The sequence below is a fragment of the Capnocytophaga granulosa ATCC 51502 genome (assembly GCF_000411115.1).
Lineage (GTDB): Bacteria > Bacteroidota > Bacteroidia > Flavobacteriales > Flavobacteriaceae > Capnocytophaga > Capnocytophaga granulosa.
In genome coordinates this window covers 135,673-151,806 of record NZ_KE150253.1, presented here as the reverse complement: position 1 = coordinate 151,806, position 16,134 = coordinate 135,673, and the positions used below count along the sequence as shown (strand labels likewise).

Annotated in this window: 17 protein-coding genes; 14 read left to right on the top strand and 3 right to left on the bottom strand. The window is 42.9% G+C overall.

What is annotated here, in order from left to right:
* Positions 1-13: 13 nt before the first annotated feature.
* Positions 14-1,690 carry a formate--tetrahydrofolate ligase gene (locus tag HMPREF9331_RS05630; RefSeq protein WP_016420054.1) on the bottom strand — a complete coding sequence of 559 codons (1,677 nt, stop codon included), beginning with the start codon at positions 1,688-1,690 and terminating at the stop codon, positions 14-16.
* Between the two features lie 2 nt (positions 1,691-1,692).
* Positions 1,693-2,274, bottom strand: a complete 582-nt coding sequence (locus HMPREF9331_RS05625; protein ID WP_016420053.1) for a Uma2 family endonuclease — start codon at positions 2,272-2,274, stop codon at positions 1,693-1,695.
* Between the two features lie 377 nt (positions 2,275-2,651).
* Here HMPREF9331_RS05625 and HMPREF9331_RS05620 point away from each other — a divergent pair, with 377 nt between their 5' ends.
* From HMPREF9331_RS05620 to HMPREF9331_RS05590, 7 genes are all read left to right on the top strand, one after another.
* A complete protein-coding gene (locus HMPREF9331_RS05620; RefSeq protein ID WP_016420051.1) occupies positions 2,652-4,103 on the top strand; it encodes an ATP-binding protein in 1,452 nt (483 codons plus the stop codon).
* A gap of 209 nt (positions 4,104-4,312) precedes the next feature.
* Positions 4,313-4,738, top strand: coding sequence for a hypothetical protein (locus HMPREF9331_RS05615; protein ID WP_115596283.1), 426 nt, complete (start codon positions 4,313-4,315; stop codon positions 4,736-4,738).
* Between the two features lie 139 nt (positions 4,739-4,877).
* Positions 4,878-5,504, top strand: coding sequence for a TetR/AcrR family transcriptional regulator (locus tag HMPREF9331_RS05610; protein ID WP_016420049.1), 627 nt, complete (start codon positions 4,878-4,880; stop codon positions 5,502-5,504).
* An 84-nt stretch (positions 5,505-5,588) separates the two neighbouring features.
* Positions 5,589-6,842: a TolC family protein gene (locus HMPREF9331_RS05605; protein WP_016420048.1), complete on the top strand. Its 1,254-nt coding sequence runs from the start codon at positions 5,589-5,591 to the stop codon at positions 6,840-6,842.
* Positions 6,843-6,893: 51 nt separating this feature from the next.
* A complete protein-coding gene (locus HMPREF9331_RS05600; RefSeq protein ID WP_016420047.1) occupies positions 6,894-7,820 on the top strand; it encodes an HlyD family secretion protein in 927 nt (308 codons plus the stop codon).
* Positions 7,821-7,968: 148 nt separating this feature from the next.
* On the top strand, positions 7,969-9,132 hold the full coding sequence (locus HMPREF9331_RS05595; protein ID WP_016420046.1) for a PDDEXK nuclease domain-containing protein: 1,164 nt from the start codon (positions 7,969-7,971) through the stop codon (positions 9,130-9,132).
* Between the two features lie 7 nt (positions 9,133-9,139).
* Positions 9,140-9,697: a hypothetical protein gene (locus HMPREF9331_RS05590; protein ID WP_016420045.1), complete on the top strand. Its 558-nt coding sequence runs from the start codon at positions 9,140-9,142 to the stop codon at positions 9,695-9,697.
* A 9-nt stretch (positions 9,698-9,706) separates the two neighbouring features.
* On the opposite strand, the gene HMPREF9331_RS05585 is transcribed toward HMPREF9331_RS05590, so the two are convergent.
* Positions 9,707-10,036, bottom strand: coding sequence for a DMT family transporter (locus tag HMPREF9331_RS05585; protein WP_016420044.1), 330 nt, complete (start codon positions 10,034-10,036; stop codon positions 9,707-9,709).
* Between the two features lie 189 nt (positions 10,037-10,225).
* On the opposite strand from HMPREF9331_RS05585, the gene HMPREF9331_RS05580 reads away from it, so the two are divergent.
* The 7 genes from HMPREF9331_RS05580 (at position 10,226) to HMPREF9331_RS05550 (ending at position 16,111) form a co-directional block, all read left to right on the top strand.
* On the top strand, positions 10,226-10,837 hold the full coding sequence (locus HMPREF9331_RS05580; protein WP_016420043.1) for a hypothetical protein: 612 nt from the start codon (positions 10,226-10,228) through the stop codon (positions 10,835-10,837).
* A 205-nt stretch (positions 10,838-11,042) separates the two neighbouring features.
* Positions 11,043-11,576, top strand: coding sequence for a hypothetical protein (locus tag HMPREF9331_RS05575; protein WP_016420042.1), 534 nt, complete (start codon positions 11,043-11,045; stop codon positions 11,574-11,576).
* Between the two features lie 18 nt (positions 11,577-11,594).
* Entirely contained in the window at positions 11,595-12,035 is a 441-nt protein-coding gene (locus HMPREF9331_RS05570; protein ID WP_016420041.1) for a hypothetical protein, read from the top strand.
* 57 nt (positions 12,036-12,092) lie between these two features.
* On the top strand, positions 12,093-13,064 hold the full coding sequence (locus HMPREF9331_RS05565) for an ABC transporter ATP-binding protein (RefSeq protein WP_016420040.1): 972 nt from the start codon (positions 12,093-12,095) through the stop codon (positions 13,062-13,064).
* Positions 13,061-13,795 carry an ABC transporter ATP-binding protein gene (locus HMPREF9331_RS05560; RefSeq protein ID WP_016420039.1) on the top strand — a complete coding sequence of 245 codons (735 nt, stop codon included), beginning with the start codon at positions 13,061-13,063 and terminating at the stop codon, positions 13,793-13,795. Before HMPREF9331_RS05565 ends, HMPREF9331_RS05560 begins: the two co-directional genes overlap by 4 nt.
* A 2-nt stretch (positions 13,796-13,797) precedes the next feature.
* Positions 13,798-14,904, top strand: coding sequence for an ABC transporter permease (locus HMPREF9331_RS05555; protein ID WP_016420038.1), 1,107 nt, complete (start codon positions 13,798-13,800; stop codon positions 14,902-14,904).
* 88 nt (positions 14,905-14,992) lie between these two features.
* Positions 14,993-16,111, top strand: a complete 1,119-nt coding sequence (locus HMPREF9331_RS05550; RefSeq protein WP_040357124.1) for an ABC transporter permease — start codon at positions 14,993-14,995, stop codon at positions 16,109-16,111.
* Positions 16,112-16,134 lie beyond the last annotated feature (23 nt).

The following is a 16,134-nucleotide window of genomic DNA, read 5'->3' as shown; positions in this document are numbered from 1 at the left end:
CTTCACTCTTCACTTAACTAAGTCCTGTAATCACGCCATCATCATCTATATCCATACCTTCGGCGGCAGGCACACTTGGCAAACCTGGCATACGCACCGTATCGCCTAAGATAGGAATGATAAAGCCCGCTCCTGAGGCAAACTCGAACTCGCGAACGGTTACCTCAAAATCGGTTGGGCGAGCCAACTTCTTCTCGTCATCGCTGAGTGACTTAGGGGTCTTAACCATACAGATAGGAAGTTTGTCGAAGCCCAATTTGCTGATTTGCTTAAGTTGGCTAAGCGCCTTAGTACTATAATTCACTCCTTTAGCCCCATAGATACGGGTAGCTACTGTTTTTATCTTTTCCTCTACCGAAGCAGCATGGTCGTATAGGGGAGTAAAGTGGCTTTCTCTGCTCTCGGCTATGGCTACCACCGCACGGGCAAGCTCTTGGGTACCTGCGCCACCTTCGCTAAAGCCACGGCTGACAATCGCCTCCACGCCTCGTTCCTTGCAGAAGGCTTGGATATAGGCAATCTCCTCCTCGCTGTCATGAGGAAAGTGGTTGATAGCCACCACAGGTTTCAGTCCGAAACATTGTACGTTTTCTATGTGTTTTTCTAAGTTGGCAATACCTTTCTTTACACGCTCTAAGGAAGGGGTGTTGTACTCCTCTTTGGTAGCACCGCCGTGGTGACGTAGGGCACGTACAGTAGCCACTACCACTACAGCATCAGGAGCAAGTCCTGCCGATACGCACTTGATATTAAGGAACTTCTCTGCCCCTAGGTCTGCTCCAAAGCCCGCTTCGGTAACTACATATTCGCCTAAGGAAAGTCCCATCTTGGTCGCCAATACGGTATTGGTACCTTGGGCGATACTTGCAAAAGGCCCTCCGTGAAGGATAGCAGGGTTATTCTCAAGGGTTTGTACAAGGTTGGGCTTGATAGCCTCTTTCAGCAGTAGTGCCATTGCCCCTACAGCCTTCAGGTCGCGTGCAAAAACGGGGGTGCCGTCATACTTCTTTCCTACATAGATATTGCCAATACGGCGCTTAAGGTCAGAGAAGTTCTCCGCCAGACAGAGGATCGCCATAATCTCCGAAGCAGGAGTGATATTGAACCCATCTTCGCGGGGAATACCATGGGTAGCGCCACCCAAGCCTACTATGATATGGCGTAAGGCGCGGTCGTTCATATCCATCACACGCTTCCATACCACCGTACGAGGATCTATGCCTATGGAGTGGGTTTTGCTCTGTATATTATTGTCTATTACGGCAGCCAAGAGGTTGTTGGCGCGCTCAATAGCGGCAAAGTCACCAGTGAAGTGCAGGTTGATGTCCTCCATGGGCACCACTTGGGAATAGCCTCCGCCTGCTGCCCCTCCTTTGATGCCGAAGACAGGGCCTAAGGACGGCTCGCGAAGAACAGCAATGGCCTTTTTACCTATCTTGTTCAGCCCCTCTGTAAGACCAATGCTCACAGTAGTCTTACCTTCCCCTGCTGGAGTAGGGGTAATGGCAGTAACCAAGATGAGCTTGTGCTGGGCAATCTTCTTAGGGTCTATCAGGGACAAAGGCAACTTGGCCTTGTATTTCCCATAAGGGTCTATATCATCTTCTGGGATATCTAATTTTTTGGCTATCTCTCTAATAGGTAGCATGTGAGCTTGTTGCGCTATGGCAAGATCAGTAGGAAAACTCATAATTAATCAAAAATATCATTTGTATGTATGCTCAAAGTAGGAAACTTTACCGAGGTGATTTCTTTCCCCTCCACCACAGGCGCAAGGCCTCGGTAAAGGCCTTGGTCTAAGACAAAGATATTCACTTCCTTATCTGTAGGACGTACGATCCAGTATTCACTTACCCCCGCTTGTTCGTATAGGTGAAACTTGTCGTCTAAATCGCGTTGGGAATTACCTTTGGAAAGAATCTCAATCACCAAGTCAGGCGCTCCTAAGCAGCGCTTGCCATCGGCCAATTTCTCAGGGTCGCACACCACACATAGGTCGGGCTGTACCACATTATCCTCCTTTCCGTCGGCACTGGGAAGAACGACATCAAAGGGAGCGGTGAAAACCTCACAAGACTTCCCTTTGAAGAAATTATAAAACTCTCCTGAGAGCCTCATAGAGATTCTTTGGTGAATAATAGCGGGAGCAGGGATCATCTTAAAGATACGCCCACGCAGTAGCTCCACCCGTTCCTTCAACTGCCATAACAGATAGTCGGCATAGGTGTACCCTCCGCGGCTTAGGTCTAACTGATTGAGGCTGGTAATGGTCATTTCATTGGGATTTAAAGGGCAAATGTACGAAATATAATTGTTAATTATCAATGCTTAATTGTTAATTTTAATCATTGGTAAACAGAAGACAATAGATATGACATAGTTTATAATCAAGTAGAAATGGTTTGTGATTTTTTTCATCTTGTTATAGAATACAATAATACATGAGGCAATTCTCTAAAAATGGATAGTACTTCATTAAAATTCTTGCAAAATTCGTCTATCACAAAGAATATTTTAGTAAATTTGTCACTTGATAACATAAGGGATATTTTTTAGGTAATTATTTGATTTTCAAACCATAAAGCTACCAAAAATATCCCTTTCTTGCAAGAAAAAAGTAACTTTCTTATGTCGAACTCACGGTAAATAATATGATTGGAAATATCGATATTTTGGTAAAAGAACTCTGCAAACTACCTAAAGAGGCAGGATGGGTTGAGTTCAAGCATAACAATTGTGAGCCAAATATGGTTGGTGAGGACATTAGTGCCCTTGCAAATAGTGCAACATTGAACGACCGAGACTATGCCTATATGATATGGGGCATAGATGATACTACACATGAAATTATTGGCACAAAGGTACGGTTGAAGATGGAGAAGAAAGGTAATCAAGAGTTAGAGAATTGGCTTCGTTATCTTCTTTCAAAAAATGCGGATTTTGAGTTCCTTGATACAGAGATTGATGGTAAACATGTAGAGCTGATTAGAGTTCACAAGGCTCTTAACGAACCTGTTGCATTCCAAAATATTGATTATGTACGAAGCGGAAGTTACACAAAGAAGTTGTATGAGTTTCCTATATTCCGTGCTCAACTATGGGATAAGTTGCGCCATGCCCAGTTTGAGGATGTATGTGTCAAGACTGAACAGAGATTTGAAGATATTATCAGGCTACTTCAGGTAGATGCCTATTTTACGTTATTGAAGATACCCCAACCAGCAGAGAAAGATGCAGTAATACATTATCTGAACGAGGATGGAATCATCCAGAAGCAGGATAATGGACTATATAGTATTACCAACCTTGGTGCCATTTTATTTGCCAAGGATTTGAATGAGTTTGCCCGTTTAGGACGAAAAGCCATGCGAGTGGTACAGTACAAAGACGTTAACCGTCTACTGATTCAGAAAGAAGAATCATTTATACAGGGTTATGCCATTTGCTTTGAGAATATCGTGCGTTATGTGAATGCTTTGCTGCCAAGCAATGAGGATATAAATACTGTCCAATTGTCAACAACAAGCAAGTTCCCTTTGCCTGCTGTAAGAGAAGCCATTGCAAATAGCCTTATCCACCAAGACTTATATATAACGGGAGCAGCTCCAGTAGTGGAGATATTTGACAATCGTATTGAGGTAACAAATCCAGGCACTCCGTTAGTCGATATACTCCGAATAATAGACAATCCGCCAAAGTCGAGAAATGAGAAACTTGCTTCTCTCATGCGTCGTTTGAAGATGTGTGAGGAACTTGGTCGTGGATGGGACAGAATGGTGTTGGCATGTGAAGCACAATTCCTGCCTGCCCCGCGTATCGAGGTTTTCCAAGATAGCACAAAAGTTACACTTTTCTCAGAAATGAGTTTTAGCAATATTCCTATGGAGGACAAATTGTGGTCTTGCTATCTTCATGCATGTCTGATGTATATACAGGGTGACGCCCTGTCGAACAAATCACTTCGTGATAGATTTGGTATTCCAGAAACTTCTTCTAGTAGTTCCTCCAGATTAATTAGAGAGGCAATTAACAAGAAACTGATTAAGGTACTTGATCCTAGAACAGCTCCTCGATATATGAAGTATATCCCCATCTGGGCATAGATTTAACTTGCTGGTAACTTGCTAAGACAGACGAAATACGGATTGAGTTTTCCGCTAATTACTTGATATTCATCAGGTTTTCCGAATTAATTTAACTTGCTGAACTTGTCGCCAATTTGTTGCCAATTAGTTAAAGTGGTGAATGGAGAAGAGGAATTAAGCAATAATACCATCAGTGTTACCAAGAACAAATGATTTACCTCCTAGCTATGAAACATTTTGGAAAAATAAGTGCCCTCTTGTGGGTGTTGTTATTGGTTGTAGCAACCCATATAGGCTATGCCCCTTCCTATTTCAGCAAAACCATGGGGCTGAATTGCAGTTGGGTTATAGGGGTTACCTTATTGTTCTTGCCTATGTACTATTTTTTATGTTATAAGAAATTTTTATGGGCATACCGATTGGCTCTTTGGGGGATTATGAGTAGTTTCTCAGGGAGTGTTTTTGCCTATTATGAGCAATCACTTATGGAAAAGGTACTAAAGGGAGACCTTTCCATGATCGATAGAAACGCTTCCTTGGCGTTGGCAGCACCTATTCTATGGGTAATGCTACTTGTTTTATTCCTGATTTATGGAACTATTTTTGATGCTATAACAAGAAAAAGATATAAAAATGAGACAATGAGTCAATGAACCAATTAACTAATTAAAAAATTTCCATTAACCATTTGGTTAATCCAAATATTTAATATACCTTTGTTCCCGAATTAGAGGTTAGGTTTTAGGAACTAACCAATTTTACCTTTTACTTTTTATCTTTTATCTCTTTAAGATGACCACCGAAGAACGAATCAAAGCTGCTGCCCGTAAGGTCTTTCATCAGAAAGGCTATGCTGGTACCCGCACCCGCGACATAGCCGAGGAAGCGGGCATCAACCATGCTATGGTCAATTATTATTTCCGCAGCAAGGAGAAGCTCTTCCAAATCGTGATGATAGAGACAATGACTTATTTCTTTCAAGGGATATCTGCCATTCTAAATGAGGAGACGACCTCCCTTGAGCAGAAAATAGAACAGGTCGTAGCCAAGTATATAGACCTACTCTTGGAGGAGCCAGAGTTACCAACCTTCGTGTTCAATGAGGTACGCACTAATCCTGAACCTTTCGTAGAAAATTCGCCTATTCACGAGGCACTACAAAACTCAGTCTTAGCCCGCCAATACGCCGAGGCAGTAGCCCGCGGAGAGATTAGCGAACCCAATCTGCTCCAGATGGTACTCAATGTAATTGGTTTGGTGATATTCCCTTTCATTGCCCAGCCTATTCTCATTGCTTTAAACAAAATAGATAATGCCCCATACAAAGCCCTTATGCTTGAGCGAAAAAAGTTGATCCCCCAGTGGATCAAGGCTATGTTGTTTGTAGAGGAAAAATCCGAAAATAAGCGAAGTATATGAGGCCTTTCGTCCTTTAAAAACAACCATATTTTTTTACCTATACATTAACCAATTGGTTAAACTCACTGATTAACAATTAAAAAGATGCGTTATTTACTCTTATTACTTCCTTTCATGGGGTTTGCTCAAGAGGCACTTACCTTGGAGGATTGTTACCGTCTTGCCCGCGATCATTACCCAACCGTACAGAAGTTGGACTTAATTGCCAAGAGCGAGGACTATACTTTGGCCAATGCCAATAAGGCTTATTTACCTCAAATCAGTATCACAGGACAGGCCTCTTACCAGTCCGAAACCATTGATTTTTCCCAGTCTATCGGACGCTTACCGCTGACTATAACCTTGCCCACGGTAAGCAAAGACCAATACAAAGTAGTAGGTGAGGTAAGCCAGCTCCTTTATAATGGCGGAGCTACTCGCACTCAAAAGCAGCTGATCAAAGCTCAAAGTGCCGTACAAACCCAAGCCGTGGAAACCCAACTCTATGCCCTTAAGCAGCGGGTGAGTAATCTCTATTTTGGAGTATTGCTCATTGATGCACAACTATCTCAAAACCAACTAAATGCAGAAACTGTCCAATCCCAATTGGAAAAGGGGGAAGTAGCCCTAAAAAATGGTACCACTCTACCGAGCAATGTGGCTGAGCTAAAGGCGGAATTGGTGCGCCTTGCGATGCAGCGTACAGAGTATGAAGCTACTAAGGCGATGTATCTTCAGATGCTTAGCACTTTCATAGGTAAGTCCTTACCTTCCGATACGACTTTGCCTCGCCCAAAACCCACGGCACTTGGCACCGCCAACCATCGCCCTGAGCTAAAGGGATTTGACCTCCAACAATCGGTATTGGATATCCAGAGGCGACAGCTTACCTCGGAATATTTGCCCAAAATAGGACTGTTTTTCCAAGGTGCCTATGGCCGCCCCACACTCAATATCATCAAGAATGAGTTTGATTTCTATTATATAGCAGGGGTACGCTTGCAGTGGAATCTTAGCCCGCTGTATAGCTTGTCCAATAGGAAACAACTCCTACAACTCCAAGGGGAATCCCTTTCGGCCGATCGCAAGGCTTTTCTGATGAGCACCGAACTGGATCTTACCCAGCAACAGACGCAGATCAGCAAGCTCCAGCGCCTTATGGAGCAAGACCAAGAGAGCGTTGCCCTACGCCACTCGGTAGCTCAAGCCGCCCAAGTACAATTGGACAATGGGGTTATCACCACTCACGAATACCTCCAAAAGGTCAATGCCGAAAACCTCGCTAAGCAGACGCTCCTCTTGCACGAGATACAGCTACTCCAAGCACAAGAAAACCAACACTTAGTGACCAATGATTAGTGATGTAGCTCGTGCTTAACTCAAAACTTAGAACTCAAAATTCAAAATTCAATGAAGAAAATATACCTCGCAAGCCTCCTTGTCCTAAGTGCTTGCTCTTCCAAGAATACTTTTGATGCCTCTGGCAATTTTACTGCCGATGAGGTGATCGTATCAGCCGAACAAAATGGCCGCCTCTTGTCCTACTCCGTCGAAGAAGGCAAGATGCTCCAAGAGGGGGAGAAGGTTGGACAAATCAACGTGGAAATCCTAAAGCTCCAAAAAGAGCAGGTAGAAGCCACTATCTCCTCCCTGAAGGAAAAAACACTAAATCCCTCAGACCAAGTGGCGCTCATACGTAGCCAATATGAGGTGCAGAAAGCGCAGCTTGCCCAGCAACAACGCGAACTCGCTCGTGTGCAACAGCTTGTGGCTGGCGGGGCAGCTACTCAAAAACAGTTGGACGACCTCACCGCCCTGACCGACCAATTACGCAAACAGCTTGCCGTAACTGAAAACCAACTCAAGGTGAGCCTTACCAATATCAATAGCCAGAACCGCAATGTGCTCAGCCAAGAAGCTCCCTTACAGAAAAACGCCGATGCTGTCCAAGCTCAAATCAACCAAGGGGAGATCATCAACCCTATTGCAGGAACAGTACTTGTCAATTATGCTCTCAAGGGAGAAATGCAGACCTTTGGCAAGCCCTTGTACAAGATTGCCAATATGGATACCCTTACTCTCAAAGCCTATATCACTGGTGACCAACTCCCCAAAATCAAATTGGGTCAGTCCGTAACCGTCCATACCGATGCAGGAGAGGGAAAGCAACGCTCCTATGAGGGTACCCTTACCTATATAGCCGACAAGGCCGAGTTTACCCCCAAGACCATACAAACCAAGTCCGAACGTGCTAACCTTGTTTATGCTATCAAAGTAAAGGTAAAAAACGATGGCTATCTCAAAATAGGCATGTACGGGGAAGCCCTATTTAGATAAAAAATAAAAGGTAAAAGGTAAAAAGTAAAGCCAGCAAATATTTGGAGCTGGGTATGTCGGTAAAAAGTAAAACCAGCGAATACGAGGAAATAACCAAACAAATTCATATATTTGCATTCTGTTAGTGTATCATTTTTAATATATTCTTATGGATAACTCAGTGTCATATGATAATGCGGTCAGAGCTATAAAGACCGCTATATTGCAAGGACAATATGAAGCAGCAAAGGATGTAAACAGGGTGCAACTTGTTTTGTATTTTGCCATTGGCAAATATTTATCACAGCATACTCGTAATGGGGTTTGGGGTGAAGGAGTATTAGCAACTATCAGTGAACAACTTCGCAGAGAACTTCCTGGACTTAGAGGCTTTTCTGAAACCCAAATGAAGGATATGAGGCGCTTTTATGAAGCATGGGAAATGCTTGATGCTAATTCAGCGGTCATGACCGCCAAATTAGACAAAGGTAATTCGGCGGTCATGACCGCCGAATTATTAACAGTTGATAATGAGATAGATATATTTCATACTATGCAAGTTGCCAATGTAGCAGAATTTCCTATAGAAGACTTTTTTAAAGTCCCTTTTTCCCATCACTCTATTATTATAATCGGAACAAAAGATATACAGGAACGTTACTATTATATACGTCGTGTAGCGGAGGAGCATCTTGCTGTAAGAAAACTAAGATTGTTAATAAAGGAAGAAGCCTACAAAAGTCAAGGGAATATGCCCAATAATTTTACAAGGACTATTAACGACCCTATAGAAGCCCGTCGGGCAGTAGAAATGTTCAAGGATGAGTATTTGCTTGATTTTATTAATGTGGAAGAAATAGGACAACGTGAAAATATTGATGTAGATGAACGTGTAGTAGAACAAAAAATTGTACAAAACATCAAAAACTTCATTATGACTTTTGGACGCGATTTTGCTTTCATTGGTAATCAGTACCACTTGGAAATCTATGGAGTAGAACAGTTCCCTGATTTATTATTTTTTAATAGAGAGCTAAATGCTATGGTAGTAGTAGAATTGAAGTTAGGAGAGTTTAAGACCTCTTATTTAGGACAGCTTTTTGGTTATCTACAAATACTTGATGATCACATAAGAAAACCCCATGAAAATCCGACTATAGGTATTGTTCTCTGTCAAACAGCAAATCATTCTTATGCCCAATATGCTGTACGTGATTATACCAAGCCTATGGGAGTGGCTACTTATAAGACCTTAGACGATATGCCCGAAAAATTGCGTAAGGCGCTACCTGATGTAAAGAAAATGATGGAAATTTTAGAGAAAAAAGAATAATTGTTTTATGCTAAAGAAATACGACAAAGCAATAGCCGCACTTTTTGCCCTACTTACTGTAGTTCTTATAACAGTCTTTTTCACTAATGACGCCTTTTTTCAGTGGGCTTTTGCGCGACATCATAATATAGGGAGCTGGTACGTGCGTCCGCTCTTTATCGTGCCTATGGTGTATTTCGCTTTGAGAAAGTCGTATGCAGGCGTAACATTGAGTATCTTTTGCCTATTTACCAGTATGTTTTGGTTCCTGACTCCAGAGCAAACCGACCCTAAAGTACTTAGTTTCTTAGCCTACGAAATGGACTACCTCAAAGGTGCGTGGGACGCAAAAAAGATACTTTTCTCGCTAACGGTACCCCTGTTTTTCTACCTGCTGATAGCCTCGGCATGGCAGCGAAAATGGCACCTATTGCTCTATACTATAGTACTGACAGCACTTTTAAAACTCTTGTGGAGTGTAGAGAGTAGTGGGGCAAGCGGTTGGTCTGTAGCCAAACCTGCGCTTGTAGGACTGGTAATATGCGTAGTATTTATTTTGATAACCAGAAGGAAAGAAAAGAAATAAGTGAGAAAATCAGTGCCCATTTGCCTTTGAAAAGAGGTTAATTACCACCACCCCAGCGATGATAAGCAGGGCACCCAGTACAAAAGGTAAGTCTATTTTGCTTTTGAAAACGAGTATACCCACCATGGCGGTCAGTACAATCCCTACCCCTGACCAGATAGCATAGGCTACCCCCAGCGGAATATTTTTGAGGGTTAAGGATAAAAAATAAAAACAAACACCGTATGACAACAGCGACCCCACGGCAAACAACCATTTAGTAAACCCTTCTGATTTACCTAAAAGAGTGGTAGCGAAGACCTCTAAAACAATGGCTAAAGCCAAATATAAGTTGTGCATCATATATTTTTTCAATCCGCAGCAAAAGTACAACAATTTTACTGAAGATGAAATTAAAACTTATAGCCCCCTGCTGGCTCGTACCCTTCAAGAATAGAGCTTGTAGCGCAACTCTTAGCACATTTTTTGTGGTTTAATGACTAACAAAACTCTTGTGCTACCACGATTACAATTAAAACATCAAGTAATATGAAACGTTATTATATCTGTATTATCTTCTTCTTTGTCTCTGTATGTGGAATGGCACAAACCGTACAGGATATTAGGAATATACAAGAAGTTGATGTGTTCGAAAAATATACCCATTTGGCAAAAGATAGTCTTGCCATCCAAAATATCGTAGCGCATCAGAAGTTCTGCCATTCTTCGCGACGCTTTACCATAGAAAAAGGAGAGAAGGGAGAAGCTGTGGCCACACATAGACTTTTGATGTGGTCTCTCTCGTCGGTTTTATCTCAGAATAAAATATTGATTCGCAACCCTCAAGCAGATTATTGCCTGACAAATCTTTATGTGTATACCAATACAGAACTCTTTTTCGATCACATTATCGACATGTACGTATTATCCCCGTTCTCATCTACCAATAAGTCGTTAATGAAGTTTGTACACTCCCTGAAGGATAAGGATTATATAGTATTCGACCCCATAATGAAAATGCCGCATGTTTGCTATATGTTTTGGTATGAAGAAAAACTCATAATGATAGTTGTTCCCTGTCGTATCCTCTCTTTTGCAAAAGATGTAGACGATAAGATTGTAGAAGTAGCAAAAGAAGCGTTGGAGCGTTATTACAAATAATCCAATAAGAGTTATAGTCAAACAGAAATGGTTTGCGAAAAATTAGCATGAGCAGGTGTAGGGGCTAATGGCAATTAGCCCTTGAAAGAGAGCGAATTAGGAACGAACCCCTTGCCTTATTTATTCGCATTTTATTCACATTCTAAATATGATTGATTATAAATAACACACAAAATCAGTAAGAAAAACGAATTATACCTACAAGATGAAATTAAAACTCATAGAACACATAAAGCTCACCAAAGACCTCGTAGACCGAGAACATTTCTTTACTTTAGGCTATTGCGAAGCACTCGAAACCCACTTGATGAAAGTACTTGTAAGTTGGGTAGCAGGCTACGAACGCTATTACCGCATAAGTACCGACGATTACGCTTTGTTCGAAGAAGATCGCCCTGCATTCTACGAATTGTACAAAAATGAGCTTGCTGAGGATAACGAATGCTTTACACAGAAGTTTATGGGAGCGCAAGCGCTACGCGATTACGATGGTCGTAAGAACTTTCAGACGTGTTATCCCTCAAAAGAAATGAACCCTTTTGGGCATTATGCTTATTACAACGGAGTACTATATGCTCAAATCCTTTGGGACAAAGGTACCGTATACGTACCCCCTTATCAAAAAGTAAAAACCGCCAATGGCACTTGGGACTATCCCTTGCGAAAAGATTGTTATATAGAAAAAGATCCTGAAGGCAAAGACCTTTGCTTTTGCCTTGATACAGAAAACGAAAAATGAACAACTTACTAGTAAAATATGTTTGATATAGAAGACTGTAAAGTAACCTTCCTTACAGAAGACACCTACGAGGTGAGCTTCCCAGTTGGACGTATGTTGCTAAAATATGAAACAGAGCCTCCACACGGAGATGAGGTTTGCTCTGTATATTTCCCTGAGTCAAACAATGAATTGCCCTATTGGTGTTATCTGAGAAATATCAAGCAAATAAGTATAGATAAATCGACCGAAAGTTTCTTTATATCAATAGAAGCCGTGAAACCTCATCAGTGGTCAGGTGTTGTAACTCTAATTATTGATCCTAAATATAGTAGATTTGCTTGTTTAGATGATTGGTATCCTTCTGTCAAAATAGAGGAGAACAAAATAAGTTATCGTAATGCTTATACAAAAAAAGAATGTATTTTAGATGATTTTCAACTGCTTAACTGGAAATCCCTTGCTGGCGCGAGCTTGTAGCTCGTGCCTATCAAAAAAAGAGCTTGTAGCTCATTGATAAATCAACTAATCAGAAAAATGACAAGTATAAATATCCAAAACCTCAGCAAGTCCTACGGCGACACTCAGGCCGTGCAACACCTCTCTTTAGAAGTCAAGAAAGGCGAGCTTTTCGGGCTGATTGGCTCCGATGGTGCAGGCAAAACCACCGTCTTCCGTATGCTCACCACGCTCCTGCTGCCCGACGAAGGAAGCGCCACGCTGGAGGGGCTTGATATTGTAAAGGATTACAAAGAAATCCGCAAGATCGTAGGCTATATGCCGGGGCGGTTCTCCCTCTACCAAGACCTTAGCGTGGAAGAAAACCTCAATTTCTTCGCGACTGTCTTTGGCACCACCATTGCCGAGAATTACGACCTTATCAAGGATATTTATGAGCAGATAAAGCCCTTTAGTGCGCGTCGTGCGGGCAAACTCTCTGGGGGAATGAAACAAAAATTAGCCCTCTGTTGCGCGCTCATTCACAAGCCTAAAGTCCTTTTACTGGACGAGCCTACCACAGGGGTAGATGTAGTCTCTCGTAAAGAGTTTTGGCAGATGCTCGCCAAGCTGAAAGCGCAGGGTATCAGCATACTGGTCTCCACCCCTTATATGGACGAGGCCAGCCTGTGCGACCGTATTGCCCTTATACAAAGCGGCAAAATCCTCTCCACCAGTACCCCCCTGCAGATTATCAGTAACTTTGGACAAACCCTCTATGCGGCAAGCACCCCTGATATTTACACATTGCTCCAGCATCTGCGTACTTGCCCCGAAATAGATAGTTGTTATCCCTTTGGCGAATACTTACATATCACCTTAAAGCAAGCGACAGATCCGCTCCAATTAGAGCAACAACTGAAAACCACCTTTCCACTCCTTGAGTGGAAAACGATTACCCCCACCATTGAGGATAGTTTTATCCGTCTAATGGAGAGTGCTGTAGGGGCGAATGGCAATTCGCCCTCTCCTAACATTGGCAAATTGACAAACCAACAAATGAACAAATGAACGCAATTCACTGTCATAACCTTACCAAGCAATTCGGCGATTTCAAAGCCGTGAACAACATTTCCCTAACCGTTGAAAAAGGCGAAATCTTTGGCTTTCTCGGTGCCAATGGAGCGGGGAAAACCACCGCTATACGTATCTTCTGTGGGCTTTCCTACCCCACTTCAGGAGAGGCACATGTAGCTGGCTTTGATGTGTATCGGCAGCAAGAGCAGATCAAAAAGCATATCGGCTATATGAGTCAGAAGTTTTCCCTCTATGATAGCCTTACCGTTTCGGAAAACATCACCTTCTATGGAGGGGTATATGGACTAAGCCGCAAGCAGATCAAGCCTCGACGAGAACAACTCATCGAGACCCTCGGTCTTGAGCAGGAAGCCAACAAACTCGTAGGGTCATTGCCTTTGGGCTGGAAGCAGAAATTGGCCTTCTCGGTAGCGATTTTTCACCGCCCCGAAATTGTCTTCTTGGACGAGCCTACCGGGGGAGTTGATCCCATAACCCGCCGTCAGTTTTGGGATATGATATACGAGGCATCTGCTCAGGGTATCACCGTATTTGTAACCACCCACTATATGGACGAAGCCGAGTACTGCCACCGCATCAGCATCATGGTAGATGGCAGGGTAGAGGCCATGGACAGCCCTACCCAACTCAAAAAACAATTCAACACCCATTCCATGGACGAGGTCTTCTATGTCCTTGCCCGCAATGCCAAACGTAATGAATAACCATGAAACAACTCATTGCCTTTATCCGCAAGGAATTCTATCACGTATTCCGTGACCGCCGTACGCTACTAATCCTCTTCGGGATTCCTATAGCGCAGATTGTCCTTTTCGGCCAAGCCCTCAGCAGCGAGGTGAAGAATATCGGTATTGCTGTGCTCGATGAGGCTCACAATACCTATACCGATGCACTTACGCAACGCTTACAGGCAAGTTCGTATTTCAAAGTAAAAGACCCACTACTGAGTTACAAAGAGGTAGAAGACGCATTCAGACGTGGAACTATAAAAGCAGCTCTTATATTCCCCCCTGATTTCGGTCATGATCTCTATACCCCCAAAGGTACCACCCTACAACTGATTACCGATGGTAGCGACCCCAATACCGCCAAAACGGTAGAGAACTACCTCTCTGCTATGGTGTCCAGCTACCAGCAAGAACTGAACCCTACCTTGCGGCTGCCTTACCAGATAACGATAGAAAACCGCATGTTGTACAACTTAGAGCAAAATGGCTCTATGAACTTTGTCCCTGGGGTCATTGCGCTCGTTTTTATGATTGTCAGCACCGCCTTGACCTCCGTAGCAGTCGTTCGCGAAAAGGAGTTAGGCACCATGGAGATCCTTCTGGTATCACCTTTCAATCCTTTGAAAATACTCGTAGCCAAAGCCGTCCCCTACCTTATTCTCTCGCTGATCAACTTCACTGTGATTCTGCTGCTCTCGGTCTATATGCTTGATGTACCAATACGTGGTAATCTGCTATTGCTTTACGGGGAAAGTACCTTGTTCATCATCATCTGTTTGTCCTTGGGGCTACTGATTTCCACCAGTACTTCCTCTCAACAAACCGCCATGCTTATTGCCATGATGGGAATGATGTTGCCTACGGCTTTCTTTACAGGCTTTATGTTCCCCATAGAGAACATGCCTCTTGTCTTTCAGGGTATATCCAAGATCTTCCCCTCAAGCTATTACTATAGCATTGTAAAGAAAGTCATGCTCAAGGGATTAGGTTTTAGTTATATCTGGAAAGAAACCTTAATCCTTATCACTATGGCTGTGATGTTCTTAAGCCTTGCCATGAAGAAGTTTAAAATCCGATTAGAATAGAAGAGTGGTTAGTGATTAGTGGTTAGTGGTTAGAATTAACCCATTAATCACTAACAACTGACAACTAACAACTAACAACTAACAACTGATGAAGACCTTATCATTCATACTCCAAAAAGAATTCAAACAGATATTCCGAGATAAAACCATCTTGGCTATGATGTTTGTTGCCCCTATGATGCAGCTGATTATACTGCCTTTAGTGGCCAATTTTGATGTAAAGAACATCAACCTCGTCTATGTGGATCACGACCAAAGTCCTTATTCCCACCAGCTAATACAGAAGATCACCTCCTCTGGATATTTTCGCCTTGTAGATGCTCCTTTCTCTTACAAAGAAGGTCTTTCCCTCATAGAAGACGGTAAGGCTGATGTCGTCTTGGAAGTACCTGAGGGCTTTGAGCGTAACTTGGTGCGTGAAGGCCGACAAGCGCTCGGTGTCTCTATCGATGCCATCAACGGCAGTAAGTCGTCCTTAGGGGGTGCCTATTTGCTCTCGGTAATACGTGAGTTCAACGCTGAGCTGGACGTAAATATAAAAGCTCCCCAACGCATAGGTGCTGTAGCCAAACTCAATGTGGCCTCCACCCACTGGTACAATCCGCATCTGCAATATACGCGCTATATCGTCCCAGGGATTCTGGCAATCTTACTGACTATTATCGGGGGATTTCTCTCTGCGCTCAATGTGGTGAGAGAAAAGGAGATCGGCACCATTGAGCAAATCAATGTAACCCCTATCAAGAAGTGGCAGTTTATACTCGGTAAGCTCATACCTTTTTTGGTAGTAGGTTTAATCCTCTTTACTTTAGGGCTTACAGTGATGTATGTAGTATATGGCATCTTCCCCGCAGGCAGTTTGCTTACCCTATATGCTTTTGCCGCTATGTATCTCATTGCGATTCTGGGCTTTGGCCTTTTGGTCTCCACCTATGCCGATTCGCAGTTACAAGCCATGTTCATTGCCTACTTCTTTATCATGATTTTTCTATTGATGAGTGGTTTCCTCACCAGTGTAGATAGCATGCCCGCATGGAGCAGAGAGGTAAGCAATGCCATTCCTATAACCCATTTTGTCAATGCTATCCGCTTAATTGTCCTCAAGGGCAGTAGTTTTTTGCAGCTCAGCACAGAGTTTCTGTACCTTGTAGGCTTTGCCGTGCTTCTAAATAGCTGGGCTGTTTGGAATTATAGAAAAACAAGCTAACAAGAGAGTGAAAAGTCATTCGT